Source organism: Longimicrobium sp. (genome assembly GCA_036389795.1).
Classification (GTDB): domain Bacteria; phylum Gemmatimonadota; class Gemmatimonadetes; order Longimicrobiales; family Longimicrobiaceae; genus Longimicrobium.
The window spans coordinates 20,669-37,624 of record DASVWD010000038.1 but is presented as its reverse complement, the minus strand read 5'-3'; the positions used below and the strand labels follow the sequence as shown (position 1 = coordinate 37,624).

Sequence of the window (16,956 nt, the reverse complement as noted above, 5' to 3'; positions counted from 1 at the left end):
ACAGATTGGAATCACACAGAGGACACAGAGAACACGGAGGAACTGAAGACGCGATTGAAGTTTCTCTGTGTCCTCTGTGTCCTCTGTGTGATGCTCTATCAGAAAGCTGTACCCGAACGATGCTCTGCAAAGTGGTATCATATTGTCGCACGCTCCGGCTCGCGGAGGAAGCGAGCCTCTTGCGAAAACCCAACGGGAAGGGTATAATGATGCCGACGGTGCACGAGGAGGATGGGTACGCGGTGCGGATCTACACGAAAGACCATCCGCCGCCACACGTGCACGTGGTGCGCGGCGGCGGAGTGGTGAAGATCCAGCTGGACGACGGCTCGGGGGACCTGCGGGTGGTGGGCAGCCGCGGCCTCTCCGACCGGGAGGCGATCCGCGCGGTGCGGATCGTCCACGCGCACCGGAAACGGCTCCTGGACGAGTGGAGGAGGGTGCATGGAGAAGCACGGGAAGCGGGAGCTGTCTGACGCCGAGATCCTGGCGCAGCTGGACCTGGCGCGCGAGGCGGAGCGCGCCGCCGAGCGCACCGAGCCGCGGGCGCGCGCGGCGCACTACGACGCCGCCACGGAGCGCGTGGTGGTGGAGCTGCGCAACGGGGCCGCCTTCGCCTTTCCGGCGGCGCTGGTGCCCCGGCTGGCGGAGGCCGCCCCCGAGCAGCGCGCCGCGGTGGAGGTGTACCCCGGCGGCGACGCGCTGCGCTGGGACGCCCTCGACGAGGACGTGTCGCTGGCGGGCGTGCTGGCCGAGGTGCTCGGCCCCGCGTTCGTGTACCGGGAGTTCGCCCGGGCGGGGGGCCGCAGCCGCAGCGAGGCGAAGGCGGCCGCCGCCCGGGCGAACGGGCGCAAGGGCGGGCGGCCGCGCAAGGCGCCGCCCGTGACCGGCGGAGCCTCGTACTCCCACCGCGCGGCGCAGCGCCACGTCGGCGTGGTGCGCGAAACGCCGCTGGAGCCGTACAACGCCCGGCCCGAAGAGCCGGAAGAGAAGGGGCGCGCGCCGGACGGAGGCGAGGGGTGAGGAGCGCGCGTCCGGCTTCAGCCGGGCGGGACACGGTACCAGTAGCGGTAGGCCTCCCCGAAGCCGAGCTTTTCGTAGAGGCGGCGCGCGGGGGCGTTCGCCTCGACCACCTGCAGGTAGGCGTGGGCGGCGCCGCGTTCCCGCGCCCACTCCAGCATTCCACAAACCAGCGCGGTTCCGTGGCCGCGGCCCCGCCGTTCGGGCGCGGTCACCAGGTCGAACAGGCCGAAGAGGTCCCCCTCCAGCACCCCCAGCCCGCACGCGGCCGCCTCTCCGTACTCCCCGCGCAGCGCGAACAGCCGCCGGGGGACGATCGCTTCCAGGATGGCCCGGTGCTTCGCCTGCGTCTCCGGCAGCACGCCGAGCAGCGCCGAGTGCACGGGGAACCAGCCGTCGAGCGTCTCCTCCAGCATTTCCCCCGACTCCCCCGATCCGGCGGGCTGTTCGCGCAGGTCGAGCCGAAGGACCAGCGTCGGGTCCACGAGGCGGTATCCCCTCCGCTCGAGCAGCTCGTCGAGTTCCGGGGGCGCGAACGGGGAGGTGAGGCGGAAGACGGGCGGGAGGCCCTGCTCGCGGTAGATCCGCTCGCACGCCGCGACGGCCGCCTCCAGGCCGCCTCCCGGTGGATGGAGCGGGTTGACGGAGTTCGCGCGCTTCGTGTAGCCGTTCGCGAAGCGCAGGATCCACCCCTCCACCCGCGCCTGCCGGAGCGCCGGCCAGGCGTTCAGCGACGCTTCCTCGATCCTGCGCTCCAGCATCCATCGTCCCTTCCGCGGGGGGAAGCCTCCTCCATGTCCCGTCACGGTAGACTGGGAGCACGACCGGAGCAACCGGTCCGTGCTGCCGGCGAGTCTGCCGTGCGGCCGCGCCGATCCAGCCGATCCGCCGCCATCCCCGAGCTTTGTTGAGAGGTCTTCCCCCGGGGGCTATATTGGGTCCATCGGCACCCGTCCACCCCAACCGGTAGTCCCTTGTCGCGCACCGCACTCGCCCGCACCTACCGCCCCCGGCGCTTCAGCGAGGTCGCCACGCAGGCGCACGTCTCCGAGACGCTGCGCTCGGCCGTGCAGAAGGGCCGGGTGGCGCACGCCTACCTGTTCTGCGGGCCGCGCGGGGTGGGGAAGACCACGCTGGCCCGCGTGCTGGCGATGGCGCTCAACTGCCCCAACCGGGGGCCCGACGGCGAGCCGTGCGGCGCGTGCGAGAGCTGCGAGCGCATCTGGGCCGGGCGCACCTCGCTGGACGTGGTGGAGATCGACGCCGCCAGCAACCGCGGCGTCGACGACGCGCGCGAGCTGCGCGAGCGCGCCATGTACGCCCCCTCGGAGGAAGACCGCTTCAAGGTCTACATCATCGACGAGGCGCACATGCTCACCCGCGAGGCGTGGAACGCGCTGCTCAAGATCCTGGAGGAGCCGCCCCCGCGGGTGATCTTCGTCTTCGCCACCACCGAGCCGCAGAAGATCCAGCAGGCCGCCCCCCCGATCCTGTCGCGCTGCCAGCGCTTCGACTTCCACCGCATCTCCACCCCCGACCTGGTGGGGCGGCTCAGGACGGTGATGAACGCCGAGGGGATCCAGGCGGGCGACGACGTGCTGCTGCCGATCGCGCTCAAGGCCGACGGCGGGATGCGCGACGGGCTCTCGCTGCTGGACCAGGTGCTCTCCTTCACCGAGGGCGCCCCGACCGCCGACGACGTGCGGCGCATCCTGGGGCTGGTGGGGACGGAGGTGTACCTGGAGCTCTTCGCCGTGATCGCCGAGCGGCGCGCGGCCGACGTGTTCCGCTTCGTGGGGCGGCTGCTGGACGAGGGGTACGACCTCACCGAGTTCTACCGCGGCCTGGCCGACTTCCTCCGCGCGCTCCTGATCGTGCGCCTGGGGGGCGGCGACGCCGAGTCGGTGCGCTCCGACCTGCGCGGGGCGGTGGCGGAGGCGGCCGGGCGCTTCGCCCCGGGCGACCTGCTGCGCATGCTGGCCCAGGTGGCCGAGCTGGACGCCGACGGCCGCTTCCGCAAGAGCGGCGAGCAGCGCATCCTGATCGAGCTGCTCCTGCTGCGCTTCGCGTACCTGGAGAGCACGGTGAGCCTGGAGGACGTGCTCGCCGCGCTGGGCGAAGGAGGCGGCGGCGGGCGCGGCAACGGCGGCGGACGTCCCGCGCCCGAGCCCCCGCCGGCGCGGCCGGCGGACCGCGGCGCGCCGGCCCCGTCCAGCTTCGCGCCGCCGCCGCGCCCCGCGCCGGAGCCCGCCGCCCGGGTCCCCGAGCCGCGCGCCCAGGCGAGCGCCGAGGCGCCGGCGCCGCGGGCAGCTGCGGGGCCGCCGGCGTTCGACGACGCGCCGCTCCCGCCCGCGCCGGACGACCCCGCGCCGGCGCCCGTCGCCGCTCCGGCCGTTGAGCCGCCCGCCGCGCGCGAGGCCGCGCCAACGGCGACGATGTCGCCTTCTTCGCCCGAGCCCTCGCCCGAGCCGGTGGCCGCGCCGCCGTCCGGCTCCGCGGAGGCGGGGCCGATCGACCCCGTGCGCTTCGGCGGGGCGTGGAAGGCGCTGCTGCAGAGCGGGGAGGGGCTGCCGCCGGGGATCGGGATGATGCTGCGCGCGGCGCGTCCCACGCTCGCCGGGGGGCGGCAGGTGCGGCTGGAGTTCCCGCCCTCGCACCCGGCGATCGAGAAGCTGGGGCAGCCGGCCACGCGCAAGGCGGTGGAGGACGCGCTGGCCCGCCGGCTGGGCGGCCCCGTCTCGCTCAGCGCCGCCGCGGGGCAGGGGGGGAGCGTCGACGCGCCCTCCGGCCGCTTCACCGCCGCCAGCGCCCGGGCCGACCGGCTGAAGCGGATGATGGAAGGGGAACCGGTCCTCTCCGCCGCGGTACAAGCGTGGGACCTGGAAATCGTTGAATGACCACGGCTTCCGTGCTCCGCCGGACGGCGGGGCGCGGGCGCCGTGCTTACCCGCTCTCCGCAACCGGCGGGCGGAAGAAGGCGAGAGATGAACGCGAACTTTCAGCAGCTCCTGCAGATGGGCCAGCAGGTGCAGGCCCGTCTTTCCCAGCTTCAGACCGAGCTCGGCCAGAAGACCGTCTCCTGCTCCAGCGGCGGCGGGATGGTGACCGCCACCGCCGACGGGCGCGGGAAGATCCGCGCGATCAAGATCGACCCCACCGTGCTGGAGGGCGGCGACGTGGAGATGCTGGAGGACCTGGTGCTGGCCGCCGTCAGCGAGGCGCAGAACCGCGCCCAGCAGCTCTACGAGGAGGAGATGCGCAAGGTCTCGGGCGGCTTCTCCCTCCCGTTCTCGCTCCCCGAGCTCTGACCGGGCGCGAAGTTGTCCGCCATCGACGACCTCACGGGCGAGCTGGCCCGGCTTCCCGGCATCGGCCGGAAGACGGCGCTCCGGCTCGCCTTCCACATCCTCAAGGCCCCGGCCGACGAGGCGCACCGCCTGGCGCGCGCCATCCTGGCCGTGCGCGAGAAGGTGCGCCCGTGCGAGGAGTGCGGGAACCTCACCGAGGTCTCCCCGTGCGCCATCTGCAGCAGCACCCGGCGCGACGGGACCACGGTGTGCGTGGTGGAGGAGGCCAGCGACATCATGGCCATCGAGCGCACCGGCGAGTACCGGGGGATGTACCACGTGCTGGGCGGACGCCTGTCGCCGCTGGACGGCATCGGCCCCTCGGAGCTGAACGTGGGTCCGCTGATGAGGCGCGTGGGCACCGGCATGGTGCGCGAGGTGGTGCTGGCCACCAACCCCAGCGTGGAGGGCGAGGCCACCGCGATGTACCTGCGCAAGCTGATCGGCCCGCTGGGCGTCAAGGTCACCCGCATCGCCCGCGGCCTCCCCGTGGGCGGCGACCTGGAGTACGCCGACGGCGTCACCATCGCCGAGGCGATCAACCACCGGCGCGAGCTCTGACGGACCGACGCTGATCGGATCCGCGGGACGTCTGGAAGAAGGGCAGGGGACGCGAAGTCCGCTGCCCTTCGTGGCGTCTGGCACCCGGCGCGGGCCCTCTCCCTGGCGCCTGAGGCGCCTGTCCCTCCCCCACAAACCGCGTGGGGGAGGCGTGGGGGGGAGGGACCTCGGCGCTTCGCGCGACGGGCGGGGGACGCTCCGCGCATCGGACCGCCGTACTTCCGTACTCTCGTACTTCCGTACTTTCGCACTCACGCACTTTCGCACTCTCGCACTCGCGGTTGGCACGGCATTTCCCTTTCGCCGTCCGCCCGTTAGTTTGTCACCGCCGCATGTCAACGTCCGCCCTCACCGGCTCGATGGAACACAAGCGAATCCTGCGAACCACGGCGTTCGTCGTCCTGGCCGCGGGGGCCGTGGCCGCGCTCGGCTTCCTGCTGGTCCGCGACCAGATCAGCCGCAGCCGGCGCGACCTGTTCTCGCCCCACCCCCTGCGCCGCCTGGGCGCGCTGGAGTACCTGGGCGGCGTGGCCGCGTCGGTCGACACGGTGCTGCTGCTGCGCGACTTCCTGGCGTGGGAGCCCCGGCCGCTGCTGCGCAAGCGGGCGCAGGCGGTGCTGGCGCGGCTGGAGGAGGCGCTCGCCTCGCGCGAGTCGGAGGTCGCCTGATGGCGGGCGGCGCCAGCAGCTGGTCGTTCGAGGAGCGCGACTTCCACCGGATCGACCGGCTCCTCCAGGACTTCCTCTACGACTCCAACGCCCGCTGCGCCCTGCTGGTGGACCGCACCGGGCAGCTGGTGACCACCGCGGGCGAGAAGCCCGACTTCGACACCACCGCCTTCGCCAGCCTGGCCGCGGCCGACTTCTCGGCCAACGACCAGCTCGCCAGCATGATCGGCGAGAACGAGTTCTCCTCGCTCTTCCACCAGGGCGAGAAGGAGAGCATGTACCTGGCCGACGTGGTGCGGCGGGTGATCCTGGTGGTGCTCTTCGACAACCGCACGACGCTCGGGATGATCCGGATCAAGGTGAAGGCACTGGTGAAGGAGCTGGGCGAGACCTTCCGCGAGATGTTCGAGCGCTCGGCCGCGGCGCCGCCCAGCTTGCGCATGGAGGCCTCCTTCGTCGACGAGGCGGAGGACGAGATCGACCGCCTGTTCGGCGATCTCTAGGGGAGGCCCATCCATGTCGATGATCAACTACGCCTCGCGCGAGATCAACTGCAAGATCGTCTACTACGGCCCCGGCCTCTGCGGGAAGACCACCAACCTGGAGTACATCTACGAGAAGGTGGCGCCCAACACGCGCGGCAAGCTGATCTCGCTGGCCACCGAGACCGAGCGCACCCTCTTCTTCGACTTCCTCCCGGTGGACCTGGGGGCGATCCGCGGCTTCAAGACGCGCTTCCACCTGTACACGGTCCCCGGGCAGGTGTACTACAACGCCAGCCGCAAGCTCATCCTCAAGGGGGTCGACGGGGTGGTGTTCGTGGCCGACAGCCAGGTGGAGCGGCTCGACGCCAACATCGAGAGCATGCACAACCTCTACGAGAACCTCTCGGAGTACGGGCTGGACCTGCGCGAGATCCCCTTCGTGATCCAGTACAACAAGCGCGACCTCCCCAACATCTCCTCGGTGCAGGAGCTGGAGGCGCAGCTCAACCCCAACCGGGTGCAGTACTTCGAGGCGGTGGGCACGCGTGGGATCGGGGTCTTCGACACGCTGAAGGCCGTCAGCAAGCAGGTCATCAAGGCGCTGAGCTGACGGGCCGCGGGAAGCGCATGGCCTGGCTCAACCTCCCCAACGCCATCACCATCGGCCGCATCGCGCTGGCCGTGCTGCTGGCGCCGATGATCCTCACCGACAGGTTCGGGGTGCGCCTGGCCGCGTTCGTGGTCTTCCTGGTGGCCGCGTTCTCGGACATGGTGGACGGGAAGATCGCCCGCAAGCACAACCTGATCACCGACTTCGGCAAGCTGGCCGACCCCCTGGCCGACAAGCTCCTGCTGGCCTGCACCATCGTCCCCTTCTACCTCCTCTCGCACGGGATGGAGCCCGAGACGCCGTTCCCCTGGTTCGGCGCCACGCTCCCGCTCTGGATCCTGGTGGTCATCTTCGGGCGGGAGATCTTCATCACCGTCTTCCGCGGCTACGCGGCCCGGCGCGGGGTGGTGCTGGCGGCGGGGAAGGCGGGGAAGCTCAAGGCCGTCTTCCAGAACATCGCCATCGGCGCCGTCATCTTCTGGTACGCCCTCCACTCGACCGCGCGGGCGCACGGGTGGGAGGGCGCCTCGTTCTGGGAGGGCTTCTGGGTCCCCTTCCACCGCCTCTTCTCCATGGCGAACCTGGCCGTGGCGGTGGTGCTCACCGTCTGGTCGCTCTACGTGTACCTGCAGACCTTCCGCACGCTCGACCTGCAGCGGAAGGAGGCGCGCTGAGGCGGCGCCAGGGCCCCGTGAGCGCCGCCATCGTCCCGCCGGCCTCCGAGTCCGCCTTCGTCACCGCGGCCGACGGCGTGCGCCTGCACTGGCAGCACTGGCCGCTGGACCGCCCCCGCGCCGGCGTGCTGGTGAGCCACGGCCTGGGCGAGCACGGCGGCCGCTACGCCCGGCTGGCGCGCGAGCTGGCGCCCAGGGGCCTCGCCTTCGCGGCGGTGGACCACCGGGGCCACGGGCGCTCCGGCGGCCCGCGCGCCTACGCCCGTCGCTTCGAGCAGCTGGTGGACGACCTGGAGCGGATGCGCCGCGCGGTGGTCGAGGGCCCCTTCGCCGGGCTCCCCGTCCTCCTCTACGGCCACTCGTTCGGCGGGCTGGTGGCGATCCGGCACCTGCAGGCGCACCCTGGTGCCTTCCGCGCGGCCGTGCTCTCGGCGCCGCTCCTGGGGGTGGCGGTGAAGGCGCCGCGGTGGAAGGTGGCCGCCTCGGGCGTGCTGTCGAAGCTCCTCCCGGCGCTCCCGATCTCCAACGAGATCGACCCCGCGGAGCTGTCGCACGACGCGGCGTACGTGCGCTCGTACCGCGACGACCCGCTGGTGCACGGCAAGGTGACGCCGCGGCTCTACACCGAGTGGATGGAGCACATCGCGCGCGCCACGGCCGAGCAGGCGAAGCTCCCGCGCCCGCTCCTCTTCCTGGTCCCCACCGCCGACACCATCGTCGACGAGACCGCCGTCCTCCGCTTCGCCGGGGCGCTGCCCGGCGACGTGACGATCCGGCGCTACGACGGCTTCCGTCACGAGCCCCACAACGAGGTCGGCCGCGAGCGGGTGGTCGAGGACGTCGCCGGGTGGGTCGAGCGGGTGCTGGGCGAGTGAGCGCGAGGTGCGAAGTGCGAAGTGCGAGGTGCGAAGTGGCGGGCCACGGCTGAATCCTCCTCGACGCTCCTGCAGTCAAGCAGTTGAAGCCTCGCGGGGTTTACGAGGCTTTCTGCAGTTGTAGCCGCGGCTTCAGCCGCCTTGTGCCCGCGTTTGCCTGGCGATGATCCATCTGCCCGAGGCAAGGAGCCCCTGGTGGCCGGACGCCCGTGGGTGGGGATCGACGTCGGCGGGACCAAGCTGCTGCTGGTCGCGGGCGATGGGGAGCGCCGGGTGACGGACCGCGCCGCGACGGGTCCGGAGGCGGCGCCGGACGACATCGAGCGGGCGGTGCGCGCTTTCCTCTCGCGGCTGGACGGACCGCCCGCGGCGCTGGGGATCGCGATTCCCGGTCTGGTGGACGAGGACGGGCGCGTCGTCGCCTGCGACATGCTCCCACGGCTGGCGGGCTGGCGCGTGGCGGACGCCTTCGCCGACCTGGGCTGCCCCGTCCGCGCGGTGAACGACGCCGAGGCCGCTCTGATCGAAGAGGCGCACGACCTCGCGCCCGGCGCGACTGTCGCGCTCGTGATGGCGGGGACGGCGGTCGGCGCGGCGTTCCGCGTCCACGGCCTCCCCCTGCGCGGCGCGCGCGGCTGGGCCGGCGAGCTGGGCTACCTGCCGATCGCGGCGGGAGACGGCGTGCGGCGCCTGGACGAGCTGGCCGGGGGCGCCGCCATCGCCGCGCGGCTGGGCACCGACGGCGCCGGCCTGCGCCTCCGGGCCGAGCGCGGCGACCCCGACGCGCTCGCGGCGATCCGGGAGGGCGGGGAAGCGCTGGGCCTGGGCCTCGCGGCGGTGGCGAACCTCCTGAACCCGGAGCTGATCGCCGTCGGCGGCGGCGCGCTGGAGCTGCCGGGCTACGAGGCCGCCGCCCTGGCGAGTGCCGAGCGCCACAGCCTCCCCGAGTCGTGGAGCGCCTGCGCCGTCCGTCGCGTCCGCGCGGGAGAGGCCGTGGCCGCCCTCGGCGCCGCCCGTGCCGCCGCGGGCCCGGCGTCCTGACCCGGCGACGGCGCGGATCCGCGCTGGAGACCCGTACGCCGGGGTGAGGGCGCACTCACGCACTTCCGCACTCACGCACTGTCACCGAAACCTGCCAATCCGGCACCTCCGGGCGGCACCCGCCTTGCGAAACCGGTGTTTCGGCTCGACTTTCATGGGTTCGCCCGCCGGCCGGGGCCGCGCGGGCGCTCTGCAACTGGAGAGGATCTGGATCGGGATCGATCATGACCGACGACAGCAAGCACCGGAAGCACCACCGCGACCACGAACACGCCGACGCCGGGCGCGACGAGCCGCAGGGCTCCGCCGGGAACGGCGAGTCTTCCGCCGGCGGCGGCGACGGCCAGCCCTCCGCTGGCGCCGACGGGCAGACGGGCGGCAACGGCCTGGCGGGCGACGGGCAGGCGCGCGCCGGCGGCGCCCCCGCCGCCGAGGCCGCGCCCCCGCAGGCCGCCGATCCCGCGGCCGAGCTCGCCGCCACCAAGGACCGGCTCCTGCGCCTGGCCGCCGAGTTCGAGAACTACCGCAAGCGCGTGGAGCGCGAGCGCTCGGAGAACATGGTGCGCGCGCAGGCGCAGCTCCTCGAGCGGCTGCTGGAGCCGCTGGAAGACCTGGCGCGCATCGCCGACTACGACCCGGAGACCACGCCGGCCGGCGCGCTGCACGAGGGCGCCGAGATGGTGGAGAAGAAGTTCCTGCGCGCCATGGAGGCCGCGGGGCTCGAGACCATCGAGGCCGCGGGGAAGCCTTTCGACCCCACGCTGCACGAGGGGCTCACCACCGTCCCCACCGACAAGCCGGAGGAGGACGACACGGTGGCCCAGGAGTACCAGAAGGGGTACCGCTTCAAGGGCGTGCTGCTGCGCCCCGCGCGCGTGGTGGTGCGCAAGTACCAGGAGTGAGGCGGCGGCAGCGGCGGCGCGCCTGAAGGCTGTTTCCGTTCATCCGACACACCATGCCGACGCAGACCAAGGACTTCTACCGCATTCTGGGCGTCGCCGAGAACGCCAGCGCGGACGAGATCAAGAAGGCGTACCGCAAGCTCGCCAAGCAGTACCACCCCGACGCGAACCGGAACAACCCGTCGGCGGCGGAGCGCTTCAAGGAGGTCTCCGAGGCGTACTCGGTGCTCTCCGACGAGGGCAAGCGCAAGCAGTACGACCAGATGCGCAGGCTGGGCGCCTTCGGCGGCGGCCTGGGCGGCTTCCGCCCCGGCGCCCGGCGCCCCGGCGGCGCGGGTGCGGGCGCGGGCGCCGGGGGGCAGACGTTCACCTTCGACGACCTGGACCTCGGCGACATCGGCGGGCTGGGCGACATCTTCGGCTCCATCTTCGACTTCGGGAAGAAGTCGCGGGGCCGCGCCTCGGGCCCGCAGCGCGGTGAGAACATCGACTACGCGGTCGAGATCCCCTTCAAGACGGCGGTGCGCGGCGGCACCATCACCGTCACCCTGCCGGTCACCGAGGACTGCCCCGTGTGCGGCGGCTCGGGCGCCAAGCCGGGGACGCCCGTCATCATCTGCCCCGAGTGCAACGGCAAGGGGACCATCACCTTCGGGCAGGGCAACTTCGGGGTCACGCGCCCCTGCCCCAACTGCCTGGGCAAGGGCAAGGTCCCCCAGGAGCCGTGCGAGAACTGCCGGGGCACGGGCCAGCTCCGCCAGCAGCGCACCGTCAACATCAACGTCCCCGCGGGGGTCGACGAAGGCTCCAGGCTGCGGCTGGCGGGGCAGGGCGAGAAGGGCGCGGGCGGCGGCCCGCCGGGCGACCTGATGCTCACCTTCCGCGTGCAGCCCGACCGCTTCTTCACGCGCGAGGGGCTGGACCTGCACTGCACCATCCCCGTGAACATGGCGCAGGCGGTGCTGGGCTCCAGGGTGAAGGTGCGCACGGTGGACGGGAAGGGCGTGGTGCTGAAGATCCCGTCGGGGACGCAGAGCGGCACGCGCTTCCGCATCAAGGGCCAGGGCGTGGAGAAGGGCGGCCGCCGCGGCGACCAGTACGTGCGCGTGCAGGTGGAGGTCCCCGAGCAGCTCTCCGACGAGCAGAAGCAGCAGTTCGAGCAGTTCGCCGCCGCCGCCGGCCTGCGCCACTGAAGTGCGTGAGTGCGTGAGTGCGAAGGGCAGCCTTCTTGCTCCGGCCCCGCCGGACGCGTGAGCGAAAAGGTCAGACGACGATCAGGGGGGAAGAGGACGAGGGGGGAAGATGAGCCACACGTTCACCGACGAGAACCTGATGACGTGGGAGGCGTTCGCGTCCAGCGGGCGCTTCGGGCTGGCCGAGCGGCCGACGATCGTCTTCAACTGCCTGTCGGACCCCACCGTGCGCCCGCGCTACGTCGAGCGCCCCGGCGACGAGGCCGACGCCGAGGAGCAGGTCATCGAGTACGACGAAAAGCAGCTCCGCGAGCTGCTCAACCAGTCGAAACCGCTGGATTGAGCTTCGACGGCGGACGAACGAGAGGGGCGCGGCTCATCGGCTGCGCCCCTCCTCGCTTCCCCGGACATTCGATTCCGGGCGAGCCGCGCGAATTGGACTCACACAGAGGACACAGAGGTCACGGAGAACTTCAACTCCTCTGTGTTCTCTGTGTCCTCTGTGTGAGCCAAGCCGTTCGTCGTTACGGAAGAGATCTGGGGATCACGAGACGAGCCCGCTCCCGCTCCGCGCCAGCACCACCTCCACCATCCGCGCGCCCTCCGGCGTGGCGAGCATCTCCAGCGGCGAGTGACTCTGCAGCGCGCGGTTGCGCCGCCGCAGCCACTCGACCGCTTCCGCGGCGGTGCCGAGCGTCTCCTTCGCGCGCAGGGCCACTCGGGCCAGGCGCGCCAGGCGCTCCGACTCGTCCGGCTTCAGCCGCTCGCCGCGCGAGCGCCGGCGCGCGGCCGTCTTGCGCGGGACCACGCAGCGCTCGATCTCGCCCGGCGTGAAGCCGAACTCCGCCGTCACCGCGTCGAGCGCCGCGACCGGCAGCCCCGACCTGAGCGCCGCGTCCCAGTCCTCGTCGGAAACGATCTCCGGGAGCACGCCGCTCTCGCCCAGCAGTCTGGCAACGGGATTCGGGGCCATTCGTCACCCGGGTCGGAGCGGAAGCGTGGCGATCATCACATAAACGTACGGGGCCCGGTCGGAAATTCCAACCGGGCCTCGCAAACCGGGACTCGCCGCGCCGGCCGCTACGCCGCGATCCGGCCGCCGCCCAGCACCAAGTCGCCGGCGAACATCACCGCCGACTGTCCCGGCGAGACCGCGCGCTGCGGCTGGTCGAACTGCAGCGTGATAGAATCGCCGTCCAGCCTCGCGACGGTGGCGGGGACGGCGCGGGCGCGGTGGCGGATCTGCACCGTCACGCGGTCGCCGGGCGCGGGGAGCGCCGCCAGCCAGTTCAGCTCGCCCATGGTCACGTCGGCGCGGTGCAGCTCCTCCAGCGTGCCGACCACCACCTCGCGCCGCTCCGGCCGCGTGCCGACCACGTACAGCGGCAGGGAGCGTCCGCCGCCCAGGCCGCGCCGCTGGCCCACCGTGTAGCGCGCGTACCCCTCGTGCTCGCCCACCACCTCGCCGGCGGGCGTCACCAGCTTTCCCGGCGCCAGGGCCGCGTGCTCCCTCCCCAGCCGCTTCTCCAGGAAGCGCGGGTAGTCGCCGTCGGGCACGAAGCAGATCTCCATGCTCTCCGGCTTCTCCGCCGTCGCCAGGCCGAGCTCGCGGGCGATCTCGCGCACCTCGGGCTTGGTCAGCTCGCCCAGCGGGAACATGAGCTTCGGCAGCAGCTCCGGCGGCAGTGCCCAGAGGAAGTAGCTCTGGTCCTTGTTGGCGTCCACCCCGCGCAGCAGCACCGGGCGGCCGTGGGCGTCCGTGCCCATGCGCGCGTAGTGGCCGGTGGCGATGGCGTCGCACCCCAGCATCTGGCCGCGGCGCAGCAGGTCGCGGAACTTGGTGTTGCCGTTGCAGCGCACGCACGGGTTGGGCGTGCGCCCCGCCGCGTACTCGCCCACGAAGTCGTCGATCACGTCGCGCGTGAACTCGCGCTCCACGTCGAACACGTAGTGCGGGATCCCCAGGCGGTCGGCCACCCGCTTCGCGTCCAGGATGCCGTCCAGCCCGCAGCACGTCCGCGACGGGCCGGCCGCCTCGGCCTCCGCCTCGGAGTAGCAGAAGGTCTTCATGGTCACGCCGACGACGCGGTGCCCCTGCTCCACCAGCAGCGCCGCCGCCACCGACGAGTCCACGCCGCCCGACATGGCGACGAGGACGGTCTTCTTCTCCATCTTGCTGCGTCTGAGTGGTTGATCCGGAACGACTTCGCCCGCCCTGCTACACCGAACTCCCGCTTGGGGTCGAATTTGCCTCGGCTGCGTAGGCGAACACGGCCCGCAGCGCCTCGGGCGTGAGCTGCGGATAGCTCTCCAGCACCTGCGCGTGCGTCCAGCCAGCAGCGAAGAGCCCGAGCACAAACTCGACGGACAGTCGGGTCCCGCGTACGACCGCCTTCCCCGTCAACACGGCAGGGTCGGAGTGGATGTATTCGCGCCAGTGCATTGGTCCTCTTTGGTGCTTGGCTGGGCAGATTACTGAGCTTTCACATGCAGAGTTGCTAAGTCACTCGACAACGACCAACTCCCATGGATAGCCGAAGACAGCTAACACTGCACCCCTCCAGAGAATTCGCTCGTCCTCTCCGAACGCCACCTCCGGTGGAAGAAAACTGTCGCCGGGCAACCAGCTATCCCCATTCACAGCAAGAGCATTGAGCCAAGGTAAACCACGGGGTCGACAGATCTTATCGCGAATGAACCCGAGTGGATAACTAAGACTAACTGGGGCAATCTTACGTCCCTCAGCCATCCCAATTGCAGCGGCAATTTCGCCGTATGACTCAACGCGCATCTGCTCCGCCAACACCTTCAGATGCTCAAATACCGCACGAGTATTCTTCGGGGCTTCGTTCCAGATCGACATGGTATCCCCCTCCTCGCTTTCGTCGGATGGTTATTTGATCGCTAGGGATTCTTGCAAGTACGCATCCTGGTACGTTTAGCCACTCATTGTCCTACCCCGCCAGCGCGCGCAGCCGCTCCACCACCGCCGGGAACACCGCCAGCGCGCGGTCGATGTCGGCATCCGTCGTCGGCCAGCCGAGGGAGAAGCGCACCGAGGGGCCGGCCACCTCGCGGGGGATGCCCATGGCGGTGAGCACGTGGCTCGGCTCCACGGCGCCGCTGGAGCACGCCGAGCCCGACGACGCGGCGATCCCCTCCAGGTCCAGCGCCATCAGCAGCGCCTCGGGGTCGGCGCCGGGGACGGAGACGTTGAGGATGGTCGGCAGGCGCTCGGCGCCCGCGGCGTTCACCACCAGTTCGGGAACGCGCTCCTTGAGCCCCGCCTCCAGCCGGTCGCGCAGCGCCCCCAGGCGCGCCATCTCCGCCACGCGCCCCTGCTCCGCCGCCTCGGCCGCCGCCGCGAACGCCGCCGCGCCCGCCACGTCCTCCGTTCCGGGCCGGAGCGCCCGCTCCTGCCCGCCGCCGTGCAGCAGGGGCGCCAGCTGCGTCCCCCGGCGCACGAAGAGCGCGCCGATCCCCTTGGGCCCGCCCAGCTTGTGCGCGCTGAAGGAGAGCATGTCCACCGGCACCTCGTCCACGCGCACGGGCACCTTTCCCAGCGCCTGCACTGCGTCGGAGTGGAAGGCCACCCCGCCCGACTCGCACAGCCGCGCGATGGCGCGCACCGGCTGCACGGCGCCCACCTCGTTGTTAGCCCACATCACCGAGACCAGCGCCGGCAACTCCGCGAAGGTGGCCTCCAGCGCGTCCAGCCGCACCAGGCCGTTCTCGTCCACCGGCACCACGCGCATCCGCGAGCAGCCCTCGGCCTCGGCGGCGTGCGCGGCGGCCAGCACCGCCTTGTGCTCCACCGCCGAGCAGACCACCGGCGAGCCGCGCCGCACCCGCGCGCGCCCCAGCACGGCCAGGTTGTCGGCCTCCGTCCCCGCGCGGGTGAAGAACACCTCCGCGGGAGCCGCGCCCAGGACCGCGGCCAGGCGCGCCCGGGCGTCCTCCAGCGCCGCCCGCGCCTCGCGGCCGAAGCGGTGGATGCTGGAGGGGTTGCCCCAGCGCTCGGTGAGCAGCGGCAGCATCGCCTCGCGCGCCTCGGGGCGCAGGGGCGTGGTGGCCGCGTGGTCCAGGTAGACGGGCGAACCGTTCATCGCGCGAACCTTCCGGCGGGGGGCTCCTGGTCGGCGCCCGGAGGAGTTATCTTTCGACTGTGCAAAGTATTACGACAGTCTTGAGGCACCGTTCGCTTTGTGGTACATTGCCGGGGGAAAGCCGCGCCCCACCGCCCCGCTGAGGTCCCCATGATCCCACCGCTCCCGGCTGCCCGGCCCGCCACCTTCCGCACCACCGTCCACGGCACCGTCTTCGGCGACCGCGCGACGCACCTGCGCGAGGTGGAGCAGGGCGACACGCTGCTGCTGATCCCCGACCCGCCGATCGAGGAGGACCCGGCGGTGTGGGTGCACCTGGCCGGCGGCGACCCGCTGGGGCACCTGCCGCCCGAGATCAACCAGTGGCTGGCCCCCTGGCTGCTGCGCGGCGGCTTTGCGACGGCCACCGCACTGCGCGTGCGCGGCTCCGACGTCCCCAGCTGGAAGCGGCTCCTCATCGAAGTCCATTGCGCGGAGCCCAGCGCGTCGTAAAGATACAACGCAGCACCCGGAGACGGGCCAGTCTCCGGATCCCTCTCACGCCCCTCGGGGCGACCTGGCAGCCGGGCAACCGTGACTGCGCCGAGGCCGGGGGCTGGCCCTCCCACAGACGCAAGCGGCGCCGCGATTCCCCGGAATCGCGGCGCCGGTGCGTTTCCCTTCCTCTACGCTTCGCTGGCTTCCGCCCGGGCGAGGCAGGCGTCGCCCTGCGAGACCCGTCGCGATCAGATGCTGCGGACGGGGAGGGCGACCACGTCGTCCACCTGCATGGTCTCGGCGACGTGGAAGGGCTCGCCGTAGGCGGTGCGGATGAGCGAGCCGTAGCGGGCGGCGTGCATCCGCACCTGGTCGTAGAGGGGCCGGTCGCCGCCGGGGAACACCTCGCCGCCCCACGTCTTCCCGTCGAACTGCGACGCGTAGCACCGCACCGCCTCCATCTTCACCTCGATGAAGTCGGAGATGTCCACCACGAAGCTGGGCTTCACCGGGTCTTCGCGGTAGGTGAGCGCGTAGAGCAGCTTGTGCGGGCGGTGCGCAGGCCCAGGCGCCGGGAACTTGCCGATGCCGGCCAGGAAGCAGGCGTCGTAGGCGAGCTGGCTGGCCACGCGGTGGTCGGGGTGCCGCCCGGCGGAGTAGGGGAGGATGACCACCCGCGGCCGGAACGCGCGCACGAGCCCGGCGACCAGCGCGCGCGTCTCGGGCGTGTTGACCAGCCCCGCGTCCGGCAGCCCCGCGTTGCGCCGCGCGGCGACCCCCAGCACCTTCGCCGCCGCGTCGGCCTCCTGCCCGCGCAGCTCCGCGCTTCCCTCCGTCCCCCGCTCGCCCATGGTCAGGTCGAGGATGCCGACGCGGTACCCCTGCGCCGCCGTCTTCGCGAGCGTCCCCCCCACCAGCAGCTCCGCGTCGTCACGGTGCGCGGCGATGCACAGCAGGTCCACCGGCGGCGCGGGCGCTTCCATCTCGTTGGTCATCT

General features: G+C 72.0%; 22 protein-coding genes. 15 read left to right on the top strand and 7 right to left on the bottom strand.

Going from position 1 to position 16,956, the window contains the following annotated elements; all coding sequences use genetic code 11:
- Positions 1-206: 206 nt before the first annotated feature.
- Positions 207-476 (top strand): DUF4160 domain-containing protein, encoded by a 270-nt coding sequence (locus VF746_04655; protein ID HEX8691687.1) that lies wholly within the window; start codon positions 207-209, stop codon positions 474-476.
- Positions 445-1,023: a DUF2442 domain-containing protein gene (locus VF746_04650; GenBank protein HEX8691686.1), complete on the top strand. Its 579-nt coding sequence runs from the start codon at positions 445-447 to the stop codon at positions 1,021-1,023. The genes VF746_04655 and VF746_04650 overlap by 32 nt, the downstream gene beginning before the upstream one ends.
- Before the next feature lie 17 nt (positions 1,024-1,040).
- Here the strand turns inward: VF746_04650 and VF746_04645 are convergent, their stop codons facing one another.
- Entirely contained in the window at positions 1,041-1,781 is a 741-nt protein-coding gene (locus VF746_04645; protein HEX8691685.1) for a GNAT family N-acetyltransferase, read from the bottom strand.
- A gap of 213 nt (positions 1,782-1,994) precedes the next feature.
- Between VF746_04645 and dnaX the strand changes: the two genes are divergently transcribed.
- The 12 genes from dnaX (at position 1,995) to VF746_04585 (ending at position 11,719) form a co-directional block, all read left to right on the top strand.
- Positions 1,995-3,917, top strand: coding sequence for a DNA polymerase III subunit gamma/tau (gene dnaX / locus VF746_04640; protein HEX8691684.1), 1,923 nt, complete (start codon positions 1,995-1,997; stop codon positions 3,915-3,917).
- Positions 3,918-4,004: 87 nt separating this feature from the next.
- Entirely contained in the window at positions 4,005-4,328 is a 324-nt protein-coding gene (locus VF746_04635; GenBank protein ID HEX8691683.1) for a YbaB/EbfC family nucleoid-associated protein, read from the top strand.
- 12 nt (positions 4,329-4,340) lie between these two features.
- Positions 4,341-4,928, top strand: coding sequence for a recombination mediator RecR (recR, locus tag VF746_04630; protein ID HEX8691682.1), 588 nt, complete (start codon positions 4,341-4,343; stop codon positions 4,926-4,928).
- Positions 4,929-5,287: 359 nt separating this feature from the next.
- Complete coding sequence (locus tag VF746_04625; GenBank protein ID HEX8691681.1) at positions 5,288-5,596, top strand: hypothetical protein; 309 nt, start codon at positions 5,288-5,290, stop codon at positions 5,594-5,596.
- On the top strand, positions 5,596-6,099 hold the full coding sequence (locus VF746_04620; GenBank protein HEX8691680.1) for a roadblock/LC7 domain-containing protein: 504 nt from the start codon (positions 5,596-5,598) through the stop codon (positions 6,097-6,099). Before VF746_04625 ends, VF746_04620 begins: the two co-directional genes overlap by 1 nt.
- 13 nt (positions 6,100-6,112) lie before the next feature.
- On the top strand, positions 6,113-6,691 hold the full coding sequence (locus VF746_04615; protein HEX8691679.1) for a GTPase domain-containing protein: 579 nt from the start codon (positions 6,113-6,115) through the stop codon (positions 6,689-6,691).
- 17 nt (positions 6,692-6,708) lie between these two features.
- Entirely contained in the window at positions 6,709-7,365 is a 657-nt protein-coding gene (pgsA, locus tag VF746_04610) for a CDP-diacylglycerol--glycerol-3-phosphate 3-phosphatidyltransferase (GenBank protein ID HEX8691678.1), read from the top strand.
- 17 nt (positions 7,366-7,382) lie between these two features.
- Positions 7,383-8,240 (top strand): alpha/beta hydrolase, encoded by an 858-nt coding sequence (locus tag VF746_04605; protein ID HEX8691677.1) that lies wholly within the window; start codon positions 7,383-7,385, stop codon positions 8,238-8,240.
- Positions 8,241-8,435: 195 nt separating this feature from the next.
- Positions 8,436-9,281 (top strand): ROK family protein, encoded by an 846-nt coding sequence (locus VF746_04600; GenBank protein HEX8691676.1) that lies wholly within the window; start codon positions 8,436-8,438, stop codon positions 9,279-9,281.
- A gap of 224 nt (positions 9,282-9,505) precedes the next feature.
- Complete coding sequence (locus tag VF746_04595; GenBank protein HEX8691675.1) at positions 9,506-10,183, top strand: nucleotide exchange factor GrpE; 678 nt, start codon at positions 9,506-9,508, stop codon at positions 10,181-10,183.
- A 53-nt stretch (positions 10,184-10,236) separates the two neighbouring features.
- Positions 10,237-11,376 carry a molecular chaperone DnaJ gene (gene dnaJ / locus VF746_04590; protein ID HEX8691674.1) on the top strand — a complete coding sequence of 380 codons (1,140 nt, stop codon included), beginning with the start codon at positions 10,237-10,239 and terminating at the stop codon, positions 11,374-11,376.
- A 109-nt stretch (positions 11,377-11,485) separates the two neighbouring features.
- Positions 11,486-11,719, top strand: a complete 234-nt coding sequence (locus tag VF746_04585) for a hypothetical protein (GenBank protein ID HEX8691673.1) — start codon at positions 11,486-11,488, stop codon at positions 11,717-11,719.
- Positions 11,720-11,920: 201 nt separating this feature from the next.
- Here the strand turns inward: VF746_04585 and VF746_04580 are convergent, their stop codons facing one another.
- The 5 genes from VF746_04580 to VF746_04560 all read right to left on the bottom strand — a co-directional run bounded on the left by VF746_04580 (position 11,921) and on the right by VF746_04560 (position 15,482).
- Positions 11,921-12,349, bottom strand: a complete 429-nt coding sequence (locus VF746_04580) for an antitoxin Xre-like helix-turn-helix domain-containing protein (protein ID HEX8691672.1) — start codon at positions 12,347-12,349, stop codon at positions 11,921-11,923.
- A gap of 107 nt (positions 12,350-12,456) precedes the next feature.
- Positions 12,457-13,548, bottom strand: coding sequence for a tRNA 2-thiouridine(34) synthase MnmA (gene mnmA, locus VF746_04575; GenBank protein ID HEX8691671.1), 1,092 nt, complete (start codon positions 13,546-13,548; stop codon positions 12,457-12,459).
- A 46-nt stretch (positions 13,549-13,594) separates the two neighbouring features.
- The gene (locus tag VF746_04570; protein ID HEX8691670.1) at positions 13,595-13,819 is read right to left on the bottom strand and encodes a DUF433 domain-containing protein; all 225 of its coding nucleotides are present in this window, start codon (positions 13,817-13,819) and stop codon (positions 13,595-13,597) included.
- Between the two features lie 60 nt (positions 13,820-13,879).
- Complete coding sequence (locus tag VF746_04565; protein HEX8691669.1) at positions 13,880-14,239, bottom strand: hypothetical protein; 360 nt, start codon at positions 14,237-14,239, stop codon at positions 13,880-13,882.
- A gap of 91 nt (positions 14,240-14,330) precedes the next feature.
- Positions 14,331-15,482, bottom strand: coding sequence for a cysteine desulfurase family protein (locus tag VF746_04560; protein HEX8691668.1), 1,152 nt, complete (start codon positions 15,480-15,482; stop codon positions 14,331-14,333).
- Between the two features lie 150 nt (positions 15,483-15,632).
- Between VF746_04560 and VF746_04555 the strand changes: the two genes are divergently transcribed.
- On the top strand, positions 15,633-15,974 hold the full coding sequence (locus VF746_04555; GenBank protein HEX8691667.1) for a hypothetical protein: 342 nt from the start codon (positions 15,633-15,635) through the stop codon (positions 15,972-15,974).
- A 233-nt stretch (positions 15,975-16,207) separates the two neighbouring features.
- On the opposite strand, the gene bshB1 is transcribed toward VF746_04555, so the two are convergent.
- Complete coding sequence (bshB1, locus tag VF746_04550) at positions 16,208-16,954, bottom strand: bacillithiol biosynthesis deacetylase BshB1 (protein ID HEX8691666.1); 747 nt, start codon at positions 16,952-16,954, stop codon at positions 16,208-16,210.
- Positions 16,955-16,956: the final 2 nt, after the last annotated feature.